Origin of the sequence: Paraburkholderia pallida, from assembly GCF_004524855.1 — a bacterium.
Lineage (GTDB): Bacteria > Pseudomonadota > Gammaproteobacteria > Burkholderiales > Burkholderiaceae > Paraburkholderia > Paraburkholderia oxyphila.
In genome coordinates this window covers 1249017-1271096 of the sequence record NZ_CP038148.1, presented here as the reverse complement: position 1 = coordinate 1271096, position 22080 = coordinate 1249017, and the positions used below count along the sequence as shown (strand labels likewise).

General features: G+C 66.5%; 20 protein-coding genes and 1 riboswitch. Of the genes, 12 read left to right on the top strand and 8 right to left on the bottom strand.

The genetic code is table 11. From position 1 onward, the window contains the following. The first annotated feature begins 199 nt into the window (after window positions 1-199). Both trhA and E1956_RS05735 read left to right on the top strand, forming a co-directional pair. Window positions 200-820, top strand: coding sequence for a PAQR family membrane homeostasis protein TrhA (gene trhA, locus E1956_RS05740; RefSeq protein ID WP_134747767.1), 621 nt, complete (start codon window positions 200-202; stop codon window positions 818-820). A 300-nt stretch (window positions 821-1120) separates the two neighbouring features. Further along, the gene (locus E1956_RS05735) at window positions 1121-2752 is read left to right on the top strand and encodes a DEAD/DEAH box helicase (protein ID WP_134747766.1); all 1632 of its coding nucleotides are present in this window, start codon (window positions 1121-1123) and stop codon (window positions 2750-2752) included. A gap of 123 nt (window positions 2753-2875) precedes the next feature. Here the strand turns inward: E1956_RS05735 and E1956_RS05730 are convergent, their stop codons facing one another. After that, a complete protein-coding gene (locus E1956_RS05730) occupies window positions 2876-3709 on the bottom strand; it encodes a ferritin-like domain-containing protein (RefSeq protein ID WP_134747765.1) in 834 nt (277 codons plus the stop codon). Between the two features lie 885 nt (window positions 3710-4594). Here E1956_RS05730 and E1956_RS05720 point away from each other — a divergent pair. Then, complete coding sequence (locus tag E1956_RS05720; RefSeq protein ID WP_028217863.1) at window positions 4595-4792, top strand: hypothetical protein; 198 nt, start codon at window positions 4595-4597, stop codon at window positions 4790-4792. A gap of 314 nt (window positions 4793-5106) precedes the next feature. Here the strand turns inward: E1956_RS05720 and E1956_RS05715 are convergent, their stop codons facing one another. Beyond that, a complete protein-coding gene (locus E1956_RS05715; protein ID WP_418789247.1) occupies window positions 5107-5472 on the bottom strand; it encodes a hypothetical protein in 366 nt (121 codons plus the stop codon). 322 nt (window positions 5473-5794) lie between these two features. On the opposite strand from E1956_RS05715, the gene E1956_RS05710 reads away from it, so the two are divergent. Further along, window positions 5795-6481 (top strand): HAD family hydrolase, encoded by a 687-nt coding sequence (locus tag E1956_RS05710; protein ID WP_134747763.1) that lies wholly within the window; start codon window positions 5795-5797, stop codon window positions 6479-6481. 382 nt (window positions 6482-6863) lie between these two features. Here E1956_RS05710 and ribB read toward each other — a convergent pair whose 3' ends face one another. From ribB to E1956_RS05695, 3 genes are all read right to left on the bottom strand, one after another. Further along, on the bottom strand, window positions 6864-7583 hold the full coding sequence (ribB, locus tag E1956_RS05705) for a 3,4-dihydroxy-2-butanone-4-phosphate synthase (protein ID WP_134747762.1): 720 nt from the start codon (window positions 7581-7583) through the stop codon (window positions 6864-6866). Between the two features lie 171 nt (window positions 7584-7754). Beyond that, window positions 7755-7921, bottom strand: a riboswitch (FMN riboswitch). A 191-nt stretch (window positions 7922-8112) separates the two neighbouring features. Beyond that, the gene (locus E1956_RS05700; protein ID WP_232071291.1) at window positions 8113-8931 is read right to left on the bottom strand and encodes a helix-turn-helix domain-containing protein; all 819 of its coding nucleotides are present in this window, start codon (window positions 8929-8931) and stop codon (window positions 8113-8115) included. Between the two features lie 237 nt (window positions 8932-9168). Continuing rightward, complete coding sequence (locus tag E1956_RS05695; RefSeq protein ID WP_134747761.1) at window positions 9169-10359, bottom strand: MFS transporter; 1191 nt, start codon at window positions 10357-10359, stop codon at window positions 9169-9171. A gap of 177 nt (window positions 10360-10536) precedes the next feature. On the opposite strand from E1956_RS05695, the gene E1956_RS05690 reads away from it, so the two are divergent. The 5 genes from E1956_RS05690 to E1956_RS05670 all read left to right on the top strand — a co-directional run bounded on the left by E1956_RS05690 (window position 10537) and on the right by E1956_RS05670 (window position 15603). Then, window positions 10537-11550, top strand: a complete 1014-nt coding sequence (locus tag E1956_RS05690) for a LysR family transcriptional regulator (protein WP_134747760.1) — start codon at window positions 10537-10539, stop codon at window positions 11548-11550. A 212-nt stretch (window positions 11551-11762) separates the two neighbouring features. Next, on the top strand, window positions 11763-13136 hold the full coding sequence (gene miaB / locus E1956_RS05685) for a tRNA (N6-isopentenyl adenosine(37)-C2)-methylthiotransferase MiaB (RefSeq protein ID WP_134747759.1): 1374 nt from the start codon (window positions 11763-11765) through the stop codon (window positions 13134-13136). 29 nt (window positions 13137-13165) lie between these two features. Then, complete coding sequence (locus E1956_RS05680) at window positions 13166-14281, top strand: PhoH family protein (RefSeq protein ID WP_134747758.1); 1116 nt, start codon at window positions 13166-13168, stop codon at window positions 14279-14281. Window positions 14282-14315: 34 nt separating this feature from the next. After that, complete coding sequence (gene ybeY, locus E1956_RS05675) at window positions 14316-14777, top strand: rRNA maturation RNase YbeY (RefSeq protein ID WP_134747757.1); 462 nt, start codon at window positions 14316-14318, stop codon at window positions 14775-14777. A 37-nt stretch (window positions 14778-14814) separates the two neighbouring features. After that, complete coding sequence (locus E1956_RS05670) at window positions 14815-15603, top strand: gamma-glutamylcyclotransferase (protein WP_232071288.1); 789 nt, start codon at window positions 14815-14817, stop codon at window positions 15601-15603. Between the two features lie 85 nt (window positions 15604-15688). Here E1956_RS05670 and E1956_RS05665 read toward each other — a convergent pair whose 3' ends face one another. Genes E1956_RS05665 through E1956_RS05655 form a run of 3 tightly spaced genes read right to left on the bottom strand, consistent with a single transcriptional unit; the run spans window position 15689 to window position 17440 of the window. Further along, on the bottom strand, window positions 15689-16363 hold the full coding sequence (locus tag E1956_RS05665) for a DUF799 domain-containing protein (RefSeq protein ID WP_134747756.1): 675 nt from the start codon (window positions 16361-16363) through the stop codon (window positions 15689-15691). Between the two features lie 10 nt (window positions 16364-16373). Then, window positions 16374-16751, bottom strand: a complete 378-nt coding sequence (locus E1956_RS05660) for a DUF4810 domain-containing protein (protein ID WP_134750371.1) — start codon at window positions 16749-16751, stop codon at window positions 16374-16376. A gap of 44 nt (window positions 16752-16795) precedes the next feature. Next, window positions 16796-17440 carry a CsgG/HfaB family protein gene (locus E1956_RS05655; protein WP_232071363.1) on the bottom strand — a complete coding sequence of 215 codons (645 nt, stop codon included), beginning with the start codon at window positions 17438-17440 and terminating at the stop codon, window positions 16796-16798. Window positions 17441-17904: 464 nt separating this feature from the next. On the opposite strand from E1956_RS05655, the gene E1956_RS05650 reads away from it, so the two are divergent. The 3 genes from E1956_RS05650 (at window position 17905) to glyQ (ending at window position 22076) form a co-directional block, all read left to right on the top strand. Then, on the top strand, window positions 17905-18798 hold the full coding sequence (locus E1956_RS05650) for an HlyC/CorC family transporter (RefSeq protein ID WP_028217873.1): 894 nt from the start codon (window positions 17905-17907) through the stop codon (window positions 18796-18798). A 264-nt stretch (window positions 18799-19062) separates the two neighbouring features. Then, window positions 19063-20769 (top strand): apolipoprotein N-acyltransferase, encoded by a 1707-nt coding sequence (gene lnt / locus E1956_RS05645; protein ID WP_134747754.1) that lies wholly within the window; start codon window positions 19063-19065, stop codon window positions 20767-20769. Between the two features lie 299 nt (window positions 20770-21068). Further along, entirely contained in the window at window positions 21069-22076 is a 1008-nt protein-coding gene (gene glyQ / locus E1956_RS05640; RefSeq protein ID WP_134747753.1) for a glycine--tRNA ligase subunit alpha, read from the top strand. Window positions 22077-22080 lie beyond the last annotated feature (4 nt).

Below are 22080 nucleotides of genomic sequence, written 5' to 3'. Positions count from 1 at the left end.
TCGACCGGAGTTAGCGCTTTAGCGCTTACTCCTGTCCCATGCAGAGCCGGCGGCCGCCGTTAGCGCTTTAGCGCTTACGGCGGCCCTGGCTGGTCGTTACTGCTATAGTGGCGTCTGCCTGACAAGGGCGCAGCCGGCAAAGCACCGCCGGCTGCGCCCTTCGCTATTGCTGGAGCAAGAAGAACAAGGAGTTGTCGTCATGAACGCGGGTGAGCGTCTGAACAGCATTACGCACCTCGTGGGCGCGTTGCTGTCGGTCGCAGGGCTGGTATCGCTCGTCACACTCGGGGCGCTCGATCACGACGCGTACAAGGTCGTGAGCTTTGCCGTCTACGGCGCGATGTTGTGCGCGCTGTACACCGTCTCCACGCTGTATCACGGCGTGCGCGGGCCGCGCGTGAAGGCCGTGCTGCAGAAGTGCGATCATGCCGCGATCTATCTGCTGATCGCGGGCAGCTATACTCCATTCTCGCTCGTCACGCTGCGCGGGCCGTGGGGCTGGTCGCTCTTCGGCGTGAGCTGGGGGCTTGCCGCACTCGGCATTGTCCAGGAGCTCACGCTCGGGCGCCGCACGCGCGTGCTTTCGATGGTGCTCTACGTGGTGATGGGCTGGCTCGCGCTGGTCGCGGTCAAGCCGCTCATCGGGGCGCTGCCGGCCGCCGGCACGGCGTGGCTGCTGGCAGGCGGCATCGTCTATAGCGTCGGCATTTATTTTTTCGTCAACGACGAACGCATCCGGCACGGACATGGTATCTGGCACCTGTTCGTGCTCGCCGGGAGCGTCTGTCAATTCGTGAGCGTCGCGGGCTACGTCGCTTGATGCACCCCGCCGGGGCCACATCGGGCAACCCCGGGGTGCAACCCCAAGGCAACCCCGGTCAGCCACCGGGCGAGCCAGGCGCACGAAGCAAATGCGAAGACCATCGCGCGGCGGCCGCAGTGTCCGCGGCCGCGCGATGCAACTTTACGCCAGCCGGCGGGTCTGCATAGACCGTCGACACGCGGCGCGCGCACTGGCGCGCCGTCCGAATGAACGCGAGCGGGCGCATCCGCAGCGCCCGCGGCGCGCCGTAACCGGCAGCGCCGCGCCGCTCGCGCCACTGCAATACAACAGGTCTTTATGTCTTTCGATTCTCTCGGCTTGTCCGAACCGCTGGTCCGTGCTGTCAACGAGCTTGGCTACACCACTCCCACGCCCATCCAGTCGCAAGCCATTCCCGCCGTGCTGAACGGCGGCGACCTGCTCGCCGGCGCCCAGACCGGCACCGGCAAGACCGCTGGCTTCACGCTGCCCATCCTGCAGCGTCTGACCGACATGCCGCCGGCCGCTACGGCCAAACGCGTCGTGCGCGCGCTCATTCTCACGCCCACGCGCGAGCTGGCCGCCCAGGTCGAGGAAAGCGTGCGTGCCTACGGCAAGTATCTGAAGCTGAAATCGACGGTGATGTTCGGCGGCGTGGGCATCAATCCGCAGATCGACGCCCTCAAGCGCGGCGTGGACATCGTGGTCGCGACGCCGGGCCGCCTGCTCGATCACATGCAGCAAAAGACCATCGATCTCTCGCATATCGAGATCCTCGTGCTCGACGAAGCCGACCGCATGCTCGACATGGGCTTCATCCACGACATCAAGCGCGTGCTCGCGAAGCTGCCGCCGAAGCGCCAGAACCTGCTCTTCTCGGCCACCTTCGCCGACGAAATCAAGGCGCTCGCCGACAGCCTGCTCGACTCGCCCGCGCTCATCGAAGTCGCGCGACGCAATACCACGGCGGAAACGGTCGCGCAGAAGGTCTACCCCGTCGATCGCGACCGCAAGCGCGAGTTGCTCACGCATCTGATCCGCCAGCACAACTGGTTCCAGGTGCTCGTGTTCACGCGCACCAAGCACGGTGCGAACCGTCTCGCCGAGCAGCTCACCAAGGACGGCATCAGCGCGCTCGCGATCCACGGCAACAAGAGCCAGTCGGCCCGCACGCGCGCCTTGAGCGAATTCAAGGACGGCACGTTGCAGGTGCTCGTGGCCACCGACATCGCGGCGCGCGGCATCGACATCGACCAGCTGCCGCACGTGGTCAACTTCGACCTGCCGAACGTGCCCGAGGACTACGTGCACCGCATCGGCCGCACGGGCCGCGCGGGCGCGACGGGCGAAGCGGTGTCGCTCGTCTGCGTGGACGAGCATCAGCTTCTGAAAGACATCGAAAGGCTCATCAAGCGCCCGGTGCCGCAAGAGGTCATTGCGGGCTTCGAGCCGGACCCGAACGCGAAGCCCGAGCCGATCCTGCGCCGTGGCCAGCAGCAAGGGCGCGGGCAGCGTCAGGGGCAAGGTCAGGGACGCGGCGCGGCAGGTAATGGGGGCAGTGCTGCGGCAGCCAAGCCTGCACAGGCACGCGACTCGCGTGGCGGCAATCGCGAAGGTGGCCGTGAGGGCAACCGCGCGCAGTCGGCCAACGGGGGTGGCAATCGCCAAAACAGCGGCGGCAACGGCGTCGGCAACAACGGCGGCCAGCGCCCGGCCAAGCCCGCCGCGCCGAACGGCGTGCGCACGGCCAAGCCGGTGAAGCAGCAAGGCGCGAATCACGGCGCACAGGGCGGCCGCGCCGAACACACGCGCCGCGAAAGCCAGCGCGGCGTGTCGCACGAAAGCGCGCTGGGCCGTCCGCAGCGCAAGCCCCAATCGAATCCGGGCGCACTGCTCGGCGGCCGTCCGGGCGGCTCGCGCCGTGACGGCAACGGCCAGCGCGACCGTTAATCGACATTGGCGCCGCGCGAGCGATGCCTCGCGCAAGTGCAAGTACAAAGGCCCGCTTCCTAGCGGGCCTTTGTGTTTTCTGCCTGGCAAGATGCGCCTACTGGCGCGTGCATGGGGCGTAATTCAGCGGAAGAACACGTGCTGCGTGATCTTCGCGAGCGGATAGTGCACGCTCGGCTGAATCTTCGCGGGAATGTCGAGCGGCTTGAGCAGCATCTTCACGCACATATCGGCGGAAAGATTGTGGCGCACGAGCTTGTTCACGCGCGCCGTGAGCTCGCGGTTGTAGGCGTGATCCTTCACACGGTCGGGATAGCGAATCGCGAACACGTGACGCAATGCGATCTCCGAATCCTCGTTCTTGATCTCCATCACGCGACGCGTGAGCGCACCGAGCACGGCGAGACGCCCGTGCCCTTCGACCTGGTTGTACTTCTTGAAGTAGCGGAAAAAGTGCTTGTAGTGGCGCACTTCGTCGCTGCGGATGTTGTCGGTGATTTCCTTGAGCACCGGCTCGTCCGAGCATTCGCCAATCGCGCGATAGAGCGTAGCCGTGCCCGTCTCCACCACGCAGCGCGCGACCATTTCGAGCGCCCGCGTGCGCTCGAACTCCTCGAACGAACAGGTCTTCGAATACTCTTCGAAGAAATTCTGGAAGGCCGTGTCCCAGTCGAATTCGGGCCACACGTACTGGATGTAGGTCTTCAGCGCGCGGCCATGCTGAAGTTCCTCGTGCTCCCATTCGTTGTTGAGCCACTCGGAGACTTCGGGATCGCCATTGAAGAAGACACTGAGGTTGCTCGTGTAAAGGTCCGAGCCGCTTTCAATGAACGAGGACGCACAGAGCAGCAGCAGCAGGTCTTCGTTGGCTCGGGCACGCTGACGGTCAATCCGCGTAAGGTCGATATCTTCGATGCGCCAGGGCATCACATGGCCAGGTTCAATGTCGTTGCGCATTCTGTCGTGCTCCAAAGCGGTAGCTCTGTGCGCGGCACGCCACCGGTTTGGCGACCCGGTCTTGCGTTCCCGCCGCGTAGTGAAAGGTACCAGCCGTGATTACTTCATCTTAGCTGTTGTTTCGCGAAGCTGCAGTCTGAGAGCACAGACCGATCCCGCTTGCCGCAGTTCCGGGAAGAGTCAACTTGTAAGGCGCCTGCGAGCGCATTGTCATGCCTTCATCCGGCACTCATGGGCATCGCGGCAGAGGCATCGACCGCTTCACGCAAGGCGCATTCCGCCGCGCCTGCGCATACCCGATCCCCGCAAAGCCGCATCCGGCGGGCCCGGCATGCCCCGCGACGCGTCTGTGAACGCGCGCTCGCGGCAAACGCACGCGCGACATCGTGCGCCATTACACCCGCGGCCGCCCCGGAACCGAGGAATACCTCCACGCTACCCGCTTGACGGCCCCGCACATGCACGAACTGATGGGGCACGATTGCGGCCCCGTGCGATCGGAGAACCCTGCGCGGATTTGCACCGGAATCGAATCCGCCAGTCTGGGCATTGCGCGCTGCGGCAAGAACTTGAAGTGAAATCAAGGATTTGCGCGCACGGCACGACCGCCGCGGCGGGCACGGAATGTCAAACAGAATATTTTCGGGGTGTGGTTTGTACAACGCAGGGCGGTTGACTACACTCCAGTTCCCCGGCGCCGATCCGGGCTGGATGCCGTTTGGACTGTTTGTCGCCACTTGCCGTGACGCATGACAGCCAAAGGACCGCACATCCGGCACCTCGCGCGCTGTTGCAGGCTTTCGCTCACGCCCACCGCATGATTGTCGTCACGCCGCCCCGCGGGCCGCGATGCACGACCTCTGATGCGGCAACATGGAGAGAACGATGCTGAGTCCGCATGAATTCGCCACCCTGCTGCTAGTGAAGGACGCCCCTAACCAGATCGACATGGAACGCGAAGAACTCGACGCCCTCCTCGAACGACAGCTCGTCCAACTGGAGCGGCTCGCTTCCGGCCTCCAGCAATGGCGACTTACAGAAATCGGCGACTCCGCGTTGCGCGCCATCAAACGATTTTCATAACGGGACGGGCAGGCGGTTCTCACGCGCCGGCCTGATTCCCCTGCTGATGCTTCGCTAATTTTTCTCGACCCGCGCGGACGCGGGAACCGTCCGCCAGCGTGGTTTGTCGAGACCTTCCCCGATGCAGGCGCACGGCTGTAGACGTTCGCCTGCAGTGCATGGTCACGCGGACCCGCGCGCTTCATGCCCGCGTGACCATTTTTTTCCGCGCCCGAGCATCCAGAGGATGCGCGGCGCGGGGCGCTTGCCCTGCCCGGCCCGGCGCGTGAATGCTCTCAGTCGATTCCGGTTCTACCCGCCTCGCCCTGCTGCGCTCAACCGCCGCGCAGGGTCGAATCGGCCGATGCGCGCCAGGAGAGCGCCTGGGCGCGCTGCTCGTTGAGATACGTCACCCATTGGTTGCGCCCCTGCGCGTCTGCGAGCGCGCCGTGGGCGGCGTATTGTTGCGCGAGACCCGTCTGGAAGCTGCAGAACTGCGCCTGGGGCAGCTTGCCGTGGCGGGTGGCCACCCAGGCGTCATAGACCGCCGAATAGACGGCCTGCGTGTCGGCGCCGTAGTCGGTCGGCTGGCCGCACGTCTGCTGCAACTGAGCGAACGGCGGCGCGCGCCAGCCGCCGATGAGCCCCGATGTATTGGCGCATCCGGCACACGCGGCGGCCAGCACCGCTGCGCCGATCATCGCAAGTCCACGCATAGCGTTCCCCTTGTCCTCATTGCCCTCGATGCCCTTGATCCACGGGTTTCGGGCGGTTTCGATCATGCAGGCTATTGTCGCATCGCGCGGCGCGCGCCACACCCTGGCCGTACGGCCAAAGCGCCATGGCGCGTCCTGGCCGTGCACGCGCCCACCCGCCGCGAGCCCCGATAAGAGGGTCGCCACGCCCGTCGTCCGGCCCCTGCAAAAGCACGTATCATGGCGTTTTCAACCTTCCCGCCTTGCCGGCTCACGCGGCCTCGCCGCCTGGCCTGGCCATCCAGCCTCCCGCACTTTCGTCTTGCGCATGATCGACCATCTCATCTGCGACTGCGACGGCGTACTCGTCGACAGTGAAGTCATTGCCGACCACGTCCTCTTCGATACGCTCAGCCGCACCTTTCCCGGTGTCGACTTCCGCGCCGCCGTGGCGACCGCCTTCGGCCAGCAGACCTCGCGTTTTCTCGCCGATGTCGCGGCACGCTTCAATCTGACCCTGCCCGAGCATTTTCTCGAGACGATCGATCACAACTGCGAAGTCGCCATCGCCGAATCGGTGTGCCCGATCAACGGCGTGCGCGACGCGCTGCGTCAGGTCACGCTGCCGGCCGCCGTGGTCTCGAACAGCCGGCTCACGCGCGTGCACGCTTCGGTGCGGCGCGCCGGGCTCGACGCGATCTTCGGCGAGCGCATCTTCAGCGCCGAGCAGGTCGAGCGGCCCAAGCCCTATCCGGACATCTATCTGCACGCGGCCTCGGCGCTCGGCGTGGAGCCGGCGCGCTGCCTCGTCGTCGAGGACAGCCTTTCGGGCCTGAACGCCGCGCGCGCGGCGGGCATGAAGACGATCGCCTTCGTCGGCGCGAGCCATATCCCGTCGGGCTATGCCGACGTGCTGCGCGAGATGGGTATCACGCGCATCATGAAGCACATGGATGAGTTGCCTGCGCTCGTCGAGGCCGGCGTGCGCGGCGAATTCGGCGATCAACAGTCGTAAGCGCCGCCGTAACTGCGATCGTAACCGTGGCAGTAACTGCGGCCGTAACTGTAAGGCGTAACCACGCGTTACCCCTCGCCGGCGTTTGAGCGCGCAGAACGACAAGTGGCGCGTGAGCCGCAAGGCCACGCGCCGTCATGACAATGGTGATGTTAGCGGTGTGCTAGCCGACGCGCCGTCATGACAACGGTGATGCTAGCGGTGTGCTGGCCGACGCGCCGTCATGACAACGGTGATGTTAGCGGTGTGCTGGCCGACGCGCCGTCATGACAACGGTGATGCTAGCGGTGTGCTGGCCGACGCGCCGTCATGACAACGGTGATGCTAGCGGTGTGCCGGCCAACGCGCCAAAGCGCATTCCCGGCCAGCGGCGCCGTCCGCCTCACGCCAGCTCGGCGCAGCGCTCGCGCGCCAGCGCAAGCGACTCGCGGAACGCCACCAGCTCGGCGATCGTCAGCATCGGCAGGTTGTGCAGTTTCGCGAAATCGTCGACCTGCTGGCCGCGCGCCATCGTGCCATCCGGATTCATCAGCTCGCACAGCACGCCGGCAGGCGCGAGGCCCGCGAGCACGGCCAGATCGACGGTGCCTTCGGTATGGCCGCGGCGCGCCAGCACCCCGCCCGGCTGCGCGCGCAGCGGGAACACGTGGCCGGGGCGCACGATGTCGGCGGGCTTCGCGTTCGGGGCGATGGCCGCGCGGATCGTCGTCACGCGGTCGGCAGCGGACACACCGGTGCTCACGCCGTCGCGCGCCTCGATCGACACCGTGAACGCGGTGCGATTGCGGCTTTCGTTATGCGGAACCATCGGCGGCAGCTCGAGCGCGCGCACCTTCTCGTCGGACAGGCACAGGCACACGATCCCGCTGCATTCGCGGATGAACAGCGCCATCGTCTCGGGCGTGATGCGCTCGGCGGCCAGCACGAGATCGGCTTCGTCTTCGCGGTCGTGGTCGTCCTGCAGCACGACCGGACGGCCTTCGCGCATGGCCTGCAGCGCGGCGGCAATGCGGGGCGGCACCGGTTCGGTGTCGAGCAGGGGAAGATCGTCGATGGCGTCGAGCAGCGGCTCGACAGATACAGCATTGCGGGTAAAGGACATGTGAAACGCTCCTCGCAAGAGTTGGGCGAAAAACGTTTCAGGGCATTGCAAACAGACAGGAATCCCCGGCGCGCGGCATCGGACGCGCGCCGCCGGAACACGACGCCAGGGCGTCGCGCGCAGGCCGGCGCGGGCTGAAAAGCCGCGGCGGATGGGCAAACATGACCATCTGCACATCTTCTTCCATCCGGACTATGACCGTCGGCTCTGGCATCGCACCAGATCTGCTGACCCTGCGCGAAAAACGCTGCGCAGGCGCTCGCGGGCTCGTCGGCCTTGCCTTGCGGCGCGGCCGGCATACCGCCGGTGGGGAATTTCACCCCGCCCTGAAGACGCACTGATTACCGGTTGACCCGGCCGGCAAAGGATACAACAGAGCGCGCCATCGTGCAGCGCGGAAAAAAAACCGTAGCCAGCCGCCGCGCGCCATGTCTTGTGCACGGCGAGATGCCCGAGCGCGCCGTGGGTAGGTGCGTGCGAGCCGCCACTGTGAAACGCGCGGCGTATGCCGCAGTGCGCAACATCGCACTCATTCAACCTGAGCGGGCGCGACCGCCGGTGCGCCGCCCGGCAGCGGCGCATCCCAGCGCGGCGGCGTTTCGGCGTTCAGCGTCACGCGAAAGACGCGCGCCTCGGTGTCGCCGGGATTGCGCAGGCTGTGCGGCTGGTCCGCGTCGAACACGATCGCATCGCCCGTCGCGAGCAACTGGCGCCGGTCATGCACGCTCACTTCGAGCGTGCCTTCGCTCACCACGAGGTTCACGGTCGTCCCCGGCGCGCGGCGCGTGCCCGGCTCGGTGTGCAGCGGCGCGATGCGCAACTCGTGAAACTCGGCGGCGGCGGGACCGTCCTCGGGATAGAGCGCGCGCGCCGAGTAGCGTCCGTCGGCGCTCACGCGGCGCGACGCGCGCTCGGCAGGCAGATGCTCGAAGCCGCTCACCGCATGCCGCCGCAAGAACGCCGACACCGACACCTTGAGCGCCGCCGCCACCTTGCAGAGCACCTTGATCGACGGCACGCTGCGCGCGGACTCCACTTGCGCGAGCATCGCACGCGAGACGCCCGATGCACGGGCGAGCGCGTCGAGCGAGAGCTGGCGTTCGGCACGCAGGCGCGCCAGGTTCACGCCGACGAGATATTCGAGCGCATCGAAAGGACCGTCGGCGCGCGCGGCGCCGTTCGAACCCGCGGACGCATGGGCGGCGAGATCCTGCTCATCCCGTTCGTCAGTTCTGCGATCGATATGCGGATCGACGACCTGTCGATCATCGGCGAGATGATTCGCACTCCGATACGTGACCGGACGATCGGCCTGCGCGTCCCTCACGAGCGCGAGCGTTGAATGCATGGCATGCCTCCCAGACGCGCCGTGAACCGGCGCAAGTGCTTGAATGGAGGCAAGACTAGCATCGCGTCCGGCCACGCCCAACGAAGTTATCTTCACACTGTTATCAGCATTGCAGAGCGCGATTTCGGGAATGCTTTTGCGTCGTGGCGATATATGCGCACGCCGGGCGCGCCCAGCCGCCGCCGCGTGCGGGATGGCTACGGCCACGCGCGGATGGCCGCGGCCTCGCTCTGCCGCTCAGCAGGCGTCCTGCCGCACAGCCATGCCCGCGGCGCGCAGCGGCGCCTTGCGCGCGTCCAGGCGCGCCGCCGCCCACGTGAGGATGAGTGCTGCAATCGCGACGGCCGCGGCCACCCATGGCAGCGCCGCGAGCGCGATGCCGTGCGTGATCGCGAGGCCACCGAGCCAGGCGCCCATCGCATTGCCCATGTTGAACGCGCCGATGTTCAGCGTCGATGCGAGGTTGGGCGCCGCAGACGCCTTCGCGACCACACGCATCTGCAGCGGCGGCACGGTGGCGAACGCGGCGATGCCCCACACGAACACGGTGATCGCTGCGGGCACGCTCGCGTGGCTCGTCTTCGTGAAGATCGCCATGACCACGGCGAGCGCCGCGAGTATGCCCATCAGCGAAGGCATGAGCGCGCGGTCCGCGAGCTTGCCGCCAAGCGTGTTGCCGAGCGTGAGGCCCGCGCCGAACAGCACGAGCATCAGCGTGACGCCGCGCGGCGAGAAACCGCTCACCTGCTCGAGAATCGGCGCGATATAGGTGAACACGACGAATACGCCGCCAAAGCCGAGCACCGTCATGCCAAGCGCGAGCCACACTTGCGGGTCGCGCAGCACGCGCACTTCGTGGCCGAGGCTCGCGGGCGCGGTGTCGTGGCGGTTCGGCACCAGCGCCGTCACGCCGATCAGCGAAACCACGCCCAGCCCGCTCACGATCCAGAACGCGACGCGCCAGCCGAACTGCTGGCCGACGGCCGTGCCGAACGGCACGCCAAGCACGGTGGCGAGCGTGAGGCCCGTGAACATCATGGCGATGGCGCTCGCGCGCTTCTCCTGCGGCACGAGCGAGGCCGCCACCACGGCGCCGATGCCGAAGAACGAGCCGTGCGCGAACGAAGCCACGACGCGCGCGACCATCAGCAGCGTGTAGTTGCCGGCGATCGCGCACATCACGTTGCCGACGATGAACACGCCCATCAGCAACTGCAGCGCGAGCTTGCGCGGCATGCGGCTCGTGAGCACGGCGAGCAGCGGCGCACCGACCGCGACGCCGAGCGCGTAGCCCGACACGAGCAGGCCCGCGGCGGGAATCGTCACGCTCAGATCGCGCGCGACGTCAGGCAAGAGGCCCATGATCAGGAACTCTGTGGTGCCGATGGCAAACGCGCTGATCGCCAGCGCGAGCAAGGGAAGGGGCATCGAAATCTCCGAATGGCAGCCTGGGTTCGCATGGCGCGCGCCGCACGAGGTGGTCCGGCGTCGGTGCGGCGTCAATCCAGCGTTGCCCAGGAAAACACACGCATTGTCGCGGCCACTCGTCAATTTGATAATTGGCGTAGCATTTGAAGCATTTTCAATTGTGATCGAATAATCGCCATGGACAATCTCGGCGACGTGCGCCTCTTCGTGGAGGCGGCGCGGCTCGGCAGCCTCTCGGCCGCAGGCCGCAAGCTCGGGCTCACGCCCGCGGCCGCGAGCGCCCGGCTCGCGCGGCTCGAGGCGGAGCTGCATGCGCGCCTGTTCGAGCGCACGACCCGCCAGCTGCGGCTGACGGACGAAGGCCGCCTCTATCTGACCTGCAGCGAGCACGCCTTGCGCTCGCTCGACGACGCCAAGGCCGCGCTGCAGGAGGGCCAGAACGCAGTGCGCGGGAAGTTGCGCATCTCGGCGACTTCGGACTTCGGCCGCAATCTGCTGATGAAATGGCTCGACGAATTCCGGGCGCTCTACCCCGAAGTGTGCTTCGCGCTGACGCTCACCGACACCATTTCGAATCTCGTGCTCGATGACATCGATCTCGCGATCCGCTTCGGCACGCCGGCCGACAGCTCGCTCGTGGCGCGGCCGCTCGCGCCGAACCGGCGCGTGCTCTGCGCCTCGCCCGCGTACCTCGCAAGCAAGGGCGTCCCGCACGAGCCCGGCGATCTGGCCCGATTCGATTGCATCGTGATCAGCTCAGTGGCCGGGCCGGTGAACGAATGGAGCTTCACGCGCGATGGGCAAACCGAGACTTACACGGTGCCGTTGGAAGACGCGCTCGAAACCACCGACGGCGCGGTCGCGCGCCAATGGGCGCTGTGCGGCTACGGCCTCGCTGTGAAATCGATCTGGGACGTGGCCGACGACCTGCGCGCCGGGCGCCTGAAGATCGTCATGCCGGACTGGAGCTACCCGGACGCGCCGCTGCACGCGCTCTACCACCGCAACCGCTTTCTCGCGCCGCGCGTGCGGGCGCTGCTCGAGTTCCTGACCGGGCGCTTCGCGCAGACCGCCGGCGAGCTCGATGCGCTCGTGCCCTGCACCGACGATGCGGTGCCCGGAGAGCCGCGCCGCAACGCGCCGCGGGCAGCGCGAGGGCCCAACCGTCGACCCAACCGCGTCGGCGCATAAGGCTATAATGCTGGATTGCGCTGAATGACGATTCGCGCCGCAAACTGGCGGCAAAAATACGCAAAAGCACGCGAATCGCCCCTATTGGGTGCGCCACGGCCCGCGCGGCCCGGCCCCTGTTTCAGCCCTCTTTTTATCACCGTAGTCCCGAAGTGCACGTGTGCATCAACCGGACGACGCCCCCAGGTAAACCACTGCGAACGGCGACCCCGATGACCAAGAAAGTTTATGTAAAGACCTTTGGCTGCCAGATGAATGAGTACGACTCCGACAAGATGGTCGACGTACTCGGCGCCGCTGAAGGCCTCGTGAAGACCGATACCCCCGAAGACGCGGACGTCATCCTCTTCAACACCTGCTCGGTGCGCGAAAAGGCCCAGGAGAAGGTGTTCTCCGACCTCGGCCGCGTGCGCGAACTGAAGGAAGCGAACCCGAACCTGCTGATCGGCGTGGGTGGCTGCGTGGCGAGCCAGGAAGGCGCGGCCATCGTGCAGCGCGCGCCCTACGTCGACCTCGTGTTCGGTCCGCAAACCCTGCACCGCCTGCCGCAGATGATCGACGCGCGCCGCGCCTCGGGCCGCGCGCAGGTCGACATCACGTTCCCCGAAATCGAGAAGTTCGACCACCTGCCGCCCGCGCGCGTGGAAGGCCCGAGCGCATTCGTCTCGATCATGGAAGGCTGCTCGAAGTACTGCAGCTATTGCGTCGTGCCTTATACGCGCGGCGAGGAAGTCTCGCGCCCGCTCGACGACGTGCTCACGGAAGTCGCCGGCCTCGCCGACCAGGGCGTGCGCGAAGTCACGCTGCTCGGCCAGAACGTCAATGCCTATCGCGGCGCACTCACGCAAGGCGTCCAAGACATCGCAGATTTCGCCACGCTGATCGAATACGTCGCCGACATCCCCGGCATCGAGCGCATCCGCTACACCACTTCGCATCCGAAGGAATTCACGCAGCGCCTGATCGACGCCTATGCGAAGGTACCCAAGCTCGTGAGCCATCTGCACCTGCCCGTGCAGCACGGCTCGGACCGCGTGCTGATGGCCATGAAGCGCGGCTATACCGTGCTCGAATACAAGTCGGTCATCCGCAAGCTGCGCGCGATTCGCCCCGACCTGTCGCTCTCCACGGACATCATCGTGGGCTTCCCCGGCGAGACCGAAGAGGACTTCGAGAAGACCATGGCGCTCGTCGAGGAGATGAAGTACGACACGAGCTTCTCGTTCATCTATAGCCCGCGCCCCGGCACGCCGGCTGCGAATCTGCACGACGACACGTCGCGCGAGGTCAAGCTCAAACGCCTGCAGCACCTGCAGGCCACGATCGAAGAGAACGTGCAGCGCATCAGCCAGTCGATGCTCGGCCGGGTCGAGCGCATTCTGGTGGAAGGCCCGTCGCGCAAGGACCCGAGCGAGCTCTCGGGCCGCACCGAGAACAACCGCGTCGTGAACTTCCCAGCGCCGCTCGCCTCGCACGCACGCCTGATCGGCCAGATGATCGACGTGAAGATCAACCACGCCTACCCGCACTCGCTGCGCGGCGAGCTCGTGCTCGCGCACGAGGACACTTCGGCGCTCACGCACTGATCAGCGCCTGAACGGAGTTCACTGATACCTTGAAGCCCAATCAGCAGCATCTGGAATTCACCGCGCCGCGCGACGACAACGCGCGGCTCGCCAATCTCTGCGGCCCGCTCGACGAAAACCTGCGGCAGATCGAACAGGCGCTCGACGTGACCCTCGCACGGCGCGGCCATCGCATCTCGATTCGCGGACGTGGCGCGAAACTCGCGCTCGCCGCGCTCGAAAACTTCTACAACCAGGCACGCGATCCGCTTTCCGTCGACGACATCCAGCTCGCGCTGGTCGAAGCGCGCCATCCCGGTAGCTTCGCGGGACACCCCGCCAACGATGCGCGCGCGAGCGGCAACGGCGGGCTGCGGGCGAACGGCGTCAACGACGCCACGGAGATCGACCCGCGCTTCCGAGGCGACCCCGATCACCCGTTCGACGAGCCGGCGCGCGAAGGCGTCGACGTCGAGGAGCTCGGTCCGAAGCTCTACACGCGCCGCGCCGACCTGCGTGGCCGCACGCCGGCACAGCGCGAGTACCTCAAGCAGATCATCTCGCACGACGTGACCTTCGGCATCGGGCCGGCGGGCACGGGCAAGACCTATCTCGCCGTGGCCTGCGCCGTGGACGCGCTCGAGCGCGACCAGGTCAAGCGCATCGTGCTCACGCGTCCGGCCGTGGAAGCGGGCGAGCGCCTCGGCTTCCTGCCGGGCGATCTCGCGCAGAAGGTGGACCCGTATCTGCGTCCTTTGTATGACGCGCTCTACGACCTGCTCGGCTTCGACAAGACCGCGAAGATGTTCGAGCGCCAGATGATCGAGATTGCGCCGCTCGCCTACATGCGCGGACGCACGCTCAATCACGCGTTCATCATCCTCGACGAGGCGCAGAACACCACGCCCGAGCAGATGAAGATGTTCTTGACGCGTATCGGCTTCGGCTCGAAGGCCGTCGTGACCGGCGACACCACCCAGGTGGACCTGCCGCGCGGCCACAAGAGCGGGCTGATCGAGGCGCAGCAGGTGCTCGCCAACGTGCGCGGCATCGCGCTCACGCGCTTCACGAGCGCGGACGTCGTGCGCCATCCGCTCGTCGCGCGTATCGTCGAGGCCTACGACGCGCACTCGAAGAAGGACGAAGGCAACGGCGACGCGCGCTGACGCACACGCCCGAGACGACACGCCACCACGCACCATGCCCCGCGCACCGAAACTCAAACTGAACCTGCAGTTCCCCGCCGCGAAGGCGTTTCCCGAGCACAAGGCCGCGCTGCCACGGGCGACCGTGGCGGCGTGGGTGAAGGCCGCCCTCTTCGCCGATGCCGAGCTGACCGTGCGCTTCGTCGACGCCGAAGAAGGCCGCACGCTCAACCGCCAGTATCGCGGCAAAGACTACGCAACCAACGTCCTCACCTTCGCCTACGCCGAGAGCGAGGACGACCCCGTGACGGGCGACCTGATCCTCTGCTGCCCGGTGGTGGAGAAGGAAGCCGCCGAACAGGGCAAGCCGCTTTCGGCGCACTACGCGCACCTGCTCGTGCACGGCACGCTGCACGCGCAAGGCTACGATCACGAGGACAACGCCGAAGCCGAAGAGATGGAAGGCATCGAGACCGAAGTCCTCAACTCGCTCGGCTTTCCCGATCCGTACAAGTAAGGCCTCGGCTGGTCTTGCCCGCCCTGCCACGTCCGATATGAACGACAAGCGCGCGAACGATTCCGGTGATGTTTCCGACCCGCTGATGGATGGCGGTGCGCCCTCTGGCGGTGCGCCCTCTGGCGGCGAGCCTGCCGCAGCCTCCGGCGAGACGCCCTTGTCCACGGGCGGCAAGCCCGCCGAGCCGGTGTCCCGCGCCAGCACGGCGCTGCCTTGCCCCGGCTATCCGCCCTCGCTTGGCGAGCCGCGCCTGCTCAGCGAAGACGAACTGCGCGCGTCGCTCGACTGCACGCTCCAGCAATGGGACCGCACGAGCGACATCTGGCTGTTCGGCTATGGCTCGCTGATCTGGAACCCTGGCCTGCCGACCGTCGAAAACGTGCGCTCTCGCGTGCACGGCTACCACCGCGGGCTGTATTTGTGGTCGCGCGTGAATCGCGGCACGCCCGAGCAGCCGGGCCTCGTGCTCGCGCTCGACCGTGGCGGCTCATGCGCCGGCGTGGCCTTTCGGCTGGCCGCCGATGGCGTCATGCCGCATCTGGAAGCGCTCTGGCGCCGTGAAATGCCGATGGGATCGTATCGGCCCGCCTGGCTGCCCTGCGCGCTCGCCGACGGCCGGCGCGTCGCGGCACTCGCCTTCGTCATGCGCCGCGATGTGCCCACTTACACGGGCAAGCTCGATGAAAACACGGTGCGCACCGTGTTCGGCTGCGCCGAGGGCCGCTACGGCACGACGCTCGACTACGTGCGGCGCACCGTGGAGGCCTTGCGCGAGAGCGGCATGCCCGACCGGGCGCTGGAGCGGCTGCTCGCGCGCTGCGCGTGAGTCAGGCGAGCGCCACGCTCGCCCTCTGCGCGATCGCGCGCACGCTACCCCACTTCACGCGCAACACACGCATCACGCAGGCAGCTCAATCGCTGCCGTACTTCGGCGAATGCGGACCGTACAGAAGTCCGTTCGGCGGCCCCGCCGAGAGCAGCTTCTGGCTCGTCAGGCCGGCCACCTTCTGGCTCTCGTCGGAAAGCGAATGCGCGACCTGCTTGACCGCCGCTTGCACCAGCATGCCGACGAGGCTGCCCCCGCCAAAGTCGACGTTGCCCAATTCCTTGCCGTTGGCGCTCGCTGCGCCTTGCCAGAGCACGTCGCCGCTATCGAGGCTGACGAGCCTGGCCGATGCCGCCACGATCGTGTTGGCATCCACCACCTGATACACGGCACCGTACTGCGTCACCTTCGTATAGAGCGCCGCATCGGCGCCGAAGATCTCACGCAGTTTCTTCGGCGACGTGGCCTGGATGTCGGCGGGCATCGTCATGCCGTTCTGGCGGAACGTCTCGGCCACTTCGGCAACGGGCAGCACGTAGTAGCCGGACTCCGCGAGCGGCATCGTCATCTGCGAGAGCATGCCATTCGTGGCGTTCACATCGGCGGTCTCGTTCAGCGGCGGCAGCACGAGAATCGATTTCGGCTTTGCGCTCTTGAACGCGGTGTAGTCGGTGGTTTGCTTCTGCGGCCCCGCGCATGCCGCGAGCAAGGCGGCCAGCACGAGCACCGGCACGCATTTGAGAAACGAAAAATTGAGCATGTTCAGTCGCCTACTTCGAAAGGTTTTTCAGCAAGAAGTCCATGTATGCGGACGATTCGGGGAAGGCCTCCTTCTCCGCAAGCAGCTCCTGCTGCGCCTGCTGGCCCTTGCCGACGCTCGCGTAGAGCGCGCCAAGGTGAGCGTGGAAGCCGGGCGGCGGCCGGTTGCCCTTCGCGCGAATCTGCTGGAGCGCCTGTTCAAGTGCGCCGATCTGCTCCTCGGGGCTCGCCTGCCCTTTCAGGTACGCGTAGACCTGCGGCTGATAGGCGTCCCATTGATAGAGCGTGGGTTGCGAGCGCGTCGCGCAGCCCGCAAGCAGCGCGCCGGCGACGGCCAAAGCGACGCCGAGCGGCACACCGGCACGCCGCCGCGTATTCGTGGTTTTCATCATGTGTTGGTCTCTCGTTCTAACCGTGTTGATCTGCGCCGCCGTCACTTCACGGCGGCCAGCGCGCCCGCGTCGACGCGTTCGGCGAGGCGATTGACGGCCTCCTGGATCGCGAGGTCGAGCACCTTGCCGTTGAGCGTCGAGTCATAGCTCGCGGTACCGCCAAAACCGATCACCTCGCGGTTCGACAAGCTGTACTCGCCCGCGCCCTGCGCCGAAGCCACGACTTCCGAGCTCAGCGTATCGACCACGTTGAGGCTCACCTTCGCGTAAGCGACCTGGCTCTTGCCGCGCCCAAGGATGCCGAACAGCTGCTGGTCGCCGACTTCCTTGCGGCCGAACTCGGTCACATCGCCGGTGAGTATGTAGCGGGCGCCCTTCACCGCCTGCGCCTGCTTCGTGAAGCCGGCCTCCTGGCGGATCTCATCGAGGTTGTCGCGGTCGAGCACGTTAAAGCGCCCGCTCTGCTGGAGCGCCGTGATCAGGATGGTTTTGGCCTGGCCGCCCAGACGGTCGATGCCGTCCGTGAAAATGCCGCGCATGTAGCTCGAACGGTTGTCGAACTTGCCGACCGCAACCGGCACGGGCTTGCCCGCGTAGGGTGTGCTCGCCACCGCCACTGCAGGGACGGCCAGCGTGCGCGACGCTTCGGTCGCGCAGCCGGACAAAATGACGAGCAGCGGCGGCACGAGCCATGCCGCCCACCGCTTCGTACGCTGTTTCGATAACACTTGCACAATGAGTCTCCATTCGCTCTTGAACCGGACCGCTAGTCCGGCCATCGACACGCAGGACGATTGCGTCCCGCACCAAGAGGCGAATTAGAGCGCCATCACTGAAAGGAGATTGTCAAACACCACTCAGGAAATGACGCCAGTCAAAGTGGAGCGCGGAATCGATCCAATCCGACACCATGGATTCGCGCGAAATAGGGCAAGCGCCATGGACGCGTGCGCGATGACGCCGGCCTGCGCGCGGCGTGAAAGCGGCATGGAAGCGGCGGTCACCGGGTTTTCTCGACCGCGCGGCTACCCAGCATCCAGGTTAGGATTGATCTGCGGGCATGCCCTACACAGGCGCGCCACACGCATGTTGTATCCTTTCCTATCCGCAACAGCGCGCCCAGCCCTCAAGAGGCCCAGGGCGCACCACCATGAACGACTCTTATCCCAGTCGACGACAAACCGACAAACCGCAGGAAAAGCGCTCCCTCCTCGAGCGGCTGACCGACTTCATCTCGCCCGAGCCCGACTCGCGCAGCGAGCTTCTCGAAATCCTCCAGGACGCGCACGCGCGCAATCTGATCGACGCCGATTCGCTTTCGATGATCGAGGGCGTATTTCAGGTGTCCGAGCTCTGCGCGCGCGACATCATGGTGCCGCGCGCCCAGATGGATGCGATCAACATCGCCGAGACCCCCGACCAGTTCATCCCGTTCGTGCTGGACAAGGCGCACTCGCGCTATCCCGTCTACGAAGGCAACCGCGACAACGTGATTGGCGTGCTGCTCGCGAAAGACCTGCTGCGCTACTACGCCGAAGAGGAATTCGACGTGCGCGGCATGCTGCGCCCGGCCGTGTTCATCCCCGAGTCCAAGCGCCTGAACGTGCTGCTGCACGACTTTCGCCAGAACCGCAATCACATTGCCATCGTCGTGGACGAATACGGCGGCGTGGCCGGCCTCATCACGATCGAGGACGTGCTCGAGCAGATCGTCGGCGACATCGAGGACGAGTACGACTTCGACGAGGAAAGCGGCAACATCATCGCCTCGCCCGACGGGCGCTTCCGCGTGCGCGCGCTCACCGAGATCGAGCAGTTCAACGACGCGTTCGGCACCCATTACTCGGACGATGAAGTCGATACCATCGGCGGGTTCGTCACGCACCATTTCGGGCACGTGCCGCATCGCGGCGAAAAAGTGCGCATCGACGACCTGATCTTCGAGGTGCTGCGCGCCGACGCGCGCCAGGTGCACATGCTGCTCGTGCGCCGCGATCCGCTCGCGGGCCAGCGCGAAGCCGCGTTGCAGCCGCCGGGGACCTGATATCGCGCGCTTTTAGCGCTTTAAGCGCTATCGGTGCGCTACGCGCTTCGGACGACGCCGGCCCTGGGCCGGCGTTTTACCTTGTGGCGCGCATAGCGCGAGCCGCGTGTGATCGGTCCCCAATCGACCACCCCGACGCCACACATTGCCGACGCGCGAAAATGCTATCGTTGCGCTCGCTGCACGCACGGCGCGTGCTGCGAACGTTTTGCAACCCGCGCCCCGAGCGCCCCTGCAGTCGGACTGCAGCGCCCAAGCACATTCATGGCTGAACCGATCGATTCCCGCGCGCGCAACGGCGCGCGCACCGCTGACACCGCCTCCGCCGGCAAAAGCGACACTGCGGCGCGCCGCGCCCTGCCCGCATGGCATTACCTCGCCGCGGCCGCATTGGGCGCCCTCAACACGCTCTCGTTCGCCCCCACGCCGCACGGCGGCTGGCTCGAAATCGCGATCTTCGCGGGCTTTTACTTCTGGCTCACGCGCACCACGGGCTGGAAGAGCGCGCTCTTCACCGGCTGGGCATTCGGCTTCGGCAACTTCGTGAGCGGCATCTGGTGGCTCTACGTGAGCATGCACTTCTACGGCGGCATGCCCGCCGTGCTCGCGGGCGCAGCGGTCGTGCTCTTTTCGCTCTACCTGGGCCTCTATTCGGCGCTTGCCGCGTTCGTCTGGTCGTTCTGCGCGGGCCACGCGAGCAACGCACGCGTGAGCAACGGCACGCTGCCGTTTTCGCCGACATGGCACGGCGCCTTCGCATTCGCGAGCGCATGGGCGCTCGGCGAATGGGCGCGCGGCTATGTCTTCACCGGCTTCCCGTGGCTTTCCAGCGGCTACGCGCAGGTGGACGGGCCGCTCGCCGGATTTGCGCCGATCGTCGGTGTTTATGGCGTGGGCTGGGTGCTCGCGCTCGTCGCGGCGCTGGCCGTGCAGGCGCTCGTGCAGGTGCGCAAAACGCGTGCGGATGCGCTCGCGCCTGCGACCGGCGGCGCGCCGCGCGGCGGGATCGCTACGCCTGTCGTGGCCGCCATTGCGGTGATCGCCGCGGGCTTGCTGCTGCCGCTCGTCAACTGGACGCACCCCGAAAACACGCCGCTGAACGTGCGCCTCCTGCAAGGCAATGTGAAGCAGGACATGAAGTTCTCCGAATCCGGCCTCGTGGACTCGCTCGCCGAATTCCAGAAGCTCATCACCGAAAAGCCCGCCGACCTCGTCGTCACGCCCGAGACCGCAATTCCCGTGCTCATGCAGGAAATCCCCGAAAAGTTCGGCCGCGACGTCCGCGCATTCGCCGACGGCACCGGCACGTCAATCCTGTTCGGCGCCGTGGGCGGCACCATCACGCCGGACGGCCGCGTGGTCGACTACACCAACAGCCTGTTCGGCATCACGCCGGGGCACAACGGCCTGTACCGCTACGACAAGCACCACCTCGTGCCCTTCGGCGAATTCGTGCCCTGGGGCTTCCGCTGGTTCGTGAACCTCATGAACATCCCGCTCGGCGACTTCGCGCGCGGCGCCCCCGTGCAGCCGCCGTTTCTCGTGCACAACCAGCCGGTGGCCGTCGATATCTGCTACGAGGACATCTTCGGCGAGGAAATCGCGCGCACCGTGCGCGAGAGCCCGACCTCGCCGGGCATCCTCATCAACTCGACGAACCTCGCCTGGTTCGGCGACACCATCGCGCTCGACCAGCATCTGCAGATCGCGCGCATGCGCTCGCTCGAAACCGGCCGGCCGATGCTGCGCGCGACCAACACGGGCGCCACCGCCGCCATCGACGCGCACGGCAACGTCATCGCACGCCTGCCCAGCTTCACCGTGGGCTCGCTCGACGTGCGCGTGGAAGGCACGCAAGGCTTCACGCCCTATGTGAGGAGCGGCAACGACATCGTGATCGCCGTATCGCTGCTGTTGCTGGCGCTCGGCTTTGCGTTCGGGCCGTCCCGGCTGGGGCGCAAGAAGGCGTGACGACACGCGAAGCGGCGGCCCCTCGCGTGGCTGCCGCGACTTCGTTACGGCACCGGCAATCGATGCCGCTGCGGCGCAGCGTCAACACAGAAATTCCCCCGGAACCCCGCAGCGGTCTCAACGCCCCGCCAATCCGGTAAAATTCAAGGTTTTAGCACCGGGCCGCCCCTCCTGACCGGGGGCCGGGACCGCAGCACGCAAGGGACGCCGCCACGCGCCGAAAGCCACACCCGGCCGCGCGTGGCCGCCCTCGCCGCCGCAGCCCACGCCTTTCGCCCTAAAAGACACTGCAGGCACACATGCTCACGTTTCAGCAAATCATCCTGACGCTCCAGTCTTACTGGGACAAGCAGGGCTGCGCGCTGCTCCAGCCGATCGACATGGAAGTCGGCGCCGGCACCTCGCACGTCCACACCTTCCTGCGCGCGATCGGCCCCGAGCCGTGGCGCGCGGCCTACGTGCAGCCCTCGCGCCGCCCGAAAGACGGCCGCTACGGCGAGAACCCGAACCGCCTGCAGCACTACTACCAGTACCAGGTGGTGCTCAAGCCGGCTCCGGAGAACATCCTCGACCTGTACCTCGGCTCGCTCGAGGCGCTCGGCTTCGACCTGAAGCAGAATGACGTGCGCTTCGTGGAAGACGACTGGGAGAACCCCACGCTCGGCGCCTGGGGCCTCGGCTGGGAAGTCTGGCTGAACGGCATGGAAGTCACGCAGTTCACCTACTTCCAGCAGGTGGGCGGCATCGACTGCAAACCGGTGCTCGGCGAAATCACCTACGGTCTCGAACGCCTCGCGATGTACCTGCAGAAGGTCGAGAACGTCTACGACCTCGTCTGGACCGAGTGGGAAGAGGAAGGCCCGAACGGCCCCGAGCTGCGCCGCCTCACCTACGGCGACGTCTACCACCAGAACGAAGTCGAGCAATCCACGTACAACTTCGAGCACGCGAACGTCGACCTGCTGTTCACGTTCTTCAACGCGTACGAGGGCGAAGCGAAGCGCATGATCGACCTGCAGCTCGCACTGCCCGCCTACGAGCTCGTGCTCAAGGCCGGCCACACGTTCAACCTGCTCGACGCGCGCGGCGCGATCTCCGTGACGGAGCGCGCGGCGTACATCGGCCGCATTCGCGCGCTCTCGCGCGACGTGGCGAAGTCGTACTACGAATCGCGCGAGAAGCTCGGCTTCCCGATGCTCGGCAATCCGGTGCACGGCGTGCCGGGCCTGACCACCGACGAACAGGACGCCGCGATGCCCGCCTGGGCGCCGCCGCTGAAGGTCGAACGCAAGTTCGACGAGGAATGACCGG

What these genes read in the sequence shown, in the direction of transcription:
- trhA (WP_134747767.1), top strand. Translation starts at nt 200, where the DNA reads ATGAACGCGGGTGAGCGTCTGAACAGCATTACGCACCTCGTGGGCGCG.
- E1956_RS05735 (WP_134747766.1), top strand. Translation starts at nt 1,121, where the DNA reads ATGTCTTTCGATTCTCTCGGCTTGTCCGAACCGCTGGTCCGTGCTGTC.
- E1956_RS05730 (WP_134747765.1), bottom strand. Translation starts at nt 3,709, where the DNA reads ATGCGCAACGACATTGAACCTGGCCATGTGATGCCCTGGCGCATCGAA.
- E1956_RS05720 (WP_028217863.1), top strand. Translation starts at nt 4,595, where the DNA reads ATGCTGAGTCCGCATGAATTCGCCACCCTGCTGCTAGTGAAGGACGCC.
- E1956_RS05715 (WP_418789247.1), bottom strand. Translation starts at nt 5,472, where the DNA reads ATGATCGGCGCAGCGGTGCTGGCCGCCGCGTGTGCCGGATGCGCCAAT.
- E1956_RS05710 (WP_134747763.1), top strand. Translation starts at nt 5,795, where the DNA reads ATGATCGACCATCTCATCTGCGACTGCGACGGCGTACTCGTCGACAGT.
- ribB (WP_134747762.1), bottom strand. Translation starts at nt 7,583, where the DNA reads ATGTCCTTTACCCGCAATGCTGTATCTGTCGAGCCGCTGCTCGACGCC.
- E1956_RS05700 (WP_232071291.1), bottom strand. Translation starts at nt 8,931, where the DNA reads ATGCATTCAACGCTCGCGCTCGTGAGGGACGCGCAGGCCGATCGTCCG.
- E1956_RS05695 (WP_134747761.1), bottom strand. Translation starts at nt 10,359, where the DNA reads ATGCCCCTTCCCTTGCTCGCGCTGGCGATCAGCGCGTTTGCCATCGGC.
- E1956_RS05690 (WP_134747760.1), top strand. Translation starts at nt 10,537, where the DNA reads ATGGACAATCTCGGCGACGTGCGCCTCTTCGTGGAGGCGGCGCGGCTC.
- miaB (WP_134747759.1), top strand. Translation starts at nt 11,763, where the DNA reads ATGACCAAGAAAGTTTATGTAAAGACCTTTGGCTGCCAGATGAATGAG.
- ybeY (WP_134747757.1), top strand. Translation starts at nt 14,316, where the DNA reads ATGCCCCGCGCACCGAAACTCAAACTGAACCTGCAGTTCCCCGCCGCG.
- E1956_RS05670 (WP_232071288.1), top strand. Translation starts at nt 14,815, where the DNA reads ATGAACGACAAGCGCGCGAACGATTCCGGTGATGTTTCCGACCCGCTG.
- E1956_RS05665 (WP_134747756.1), bottom strand. Translation starts at nt 16,363, where the DNA reads ATGCTCAATTTTTCGTTTCTCAAATGCGTGCCGGTGCTCGTGCTGGCC.
- E1956_RS05660 (WP_134750371.1), bottom strand. Translation starts at nt 16,751, where the DNA reads ATGAAAACCACGAATACGCGGCGGCGTGCCGGTGTGCCGCTCGGCGTC.
- E1956_RS05650 (WP_028217873.1), top strand. Translation starts at nt 17,905, where the DNA reads ATGAACGACTCTTATCCCAGTCGACGACAAACCGACAAACCGCAGGAA.
- lnt (WP_134747754.1), top strand. Translation starts at nt 19,063, where the DNA reads ATGGCTGAACCGATCGATTCCCGCGCGCGCAACGGCGCGCGCACCGCT.
- glyQ (WP_134747753.1), top strand. Translation starts at nt 21,069, where the DNA reads ATGCTCACGTTTCAGCAAATCATCCTGACGCTCCAGTCTTACTGGGAC.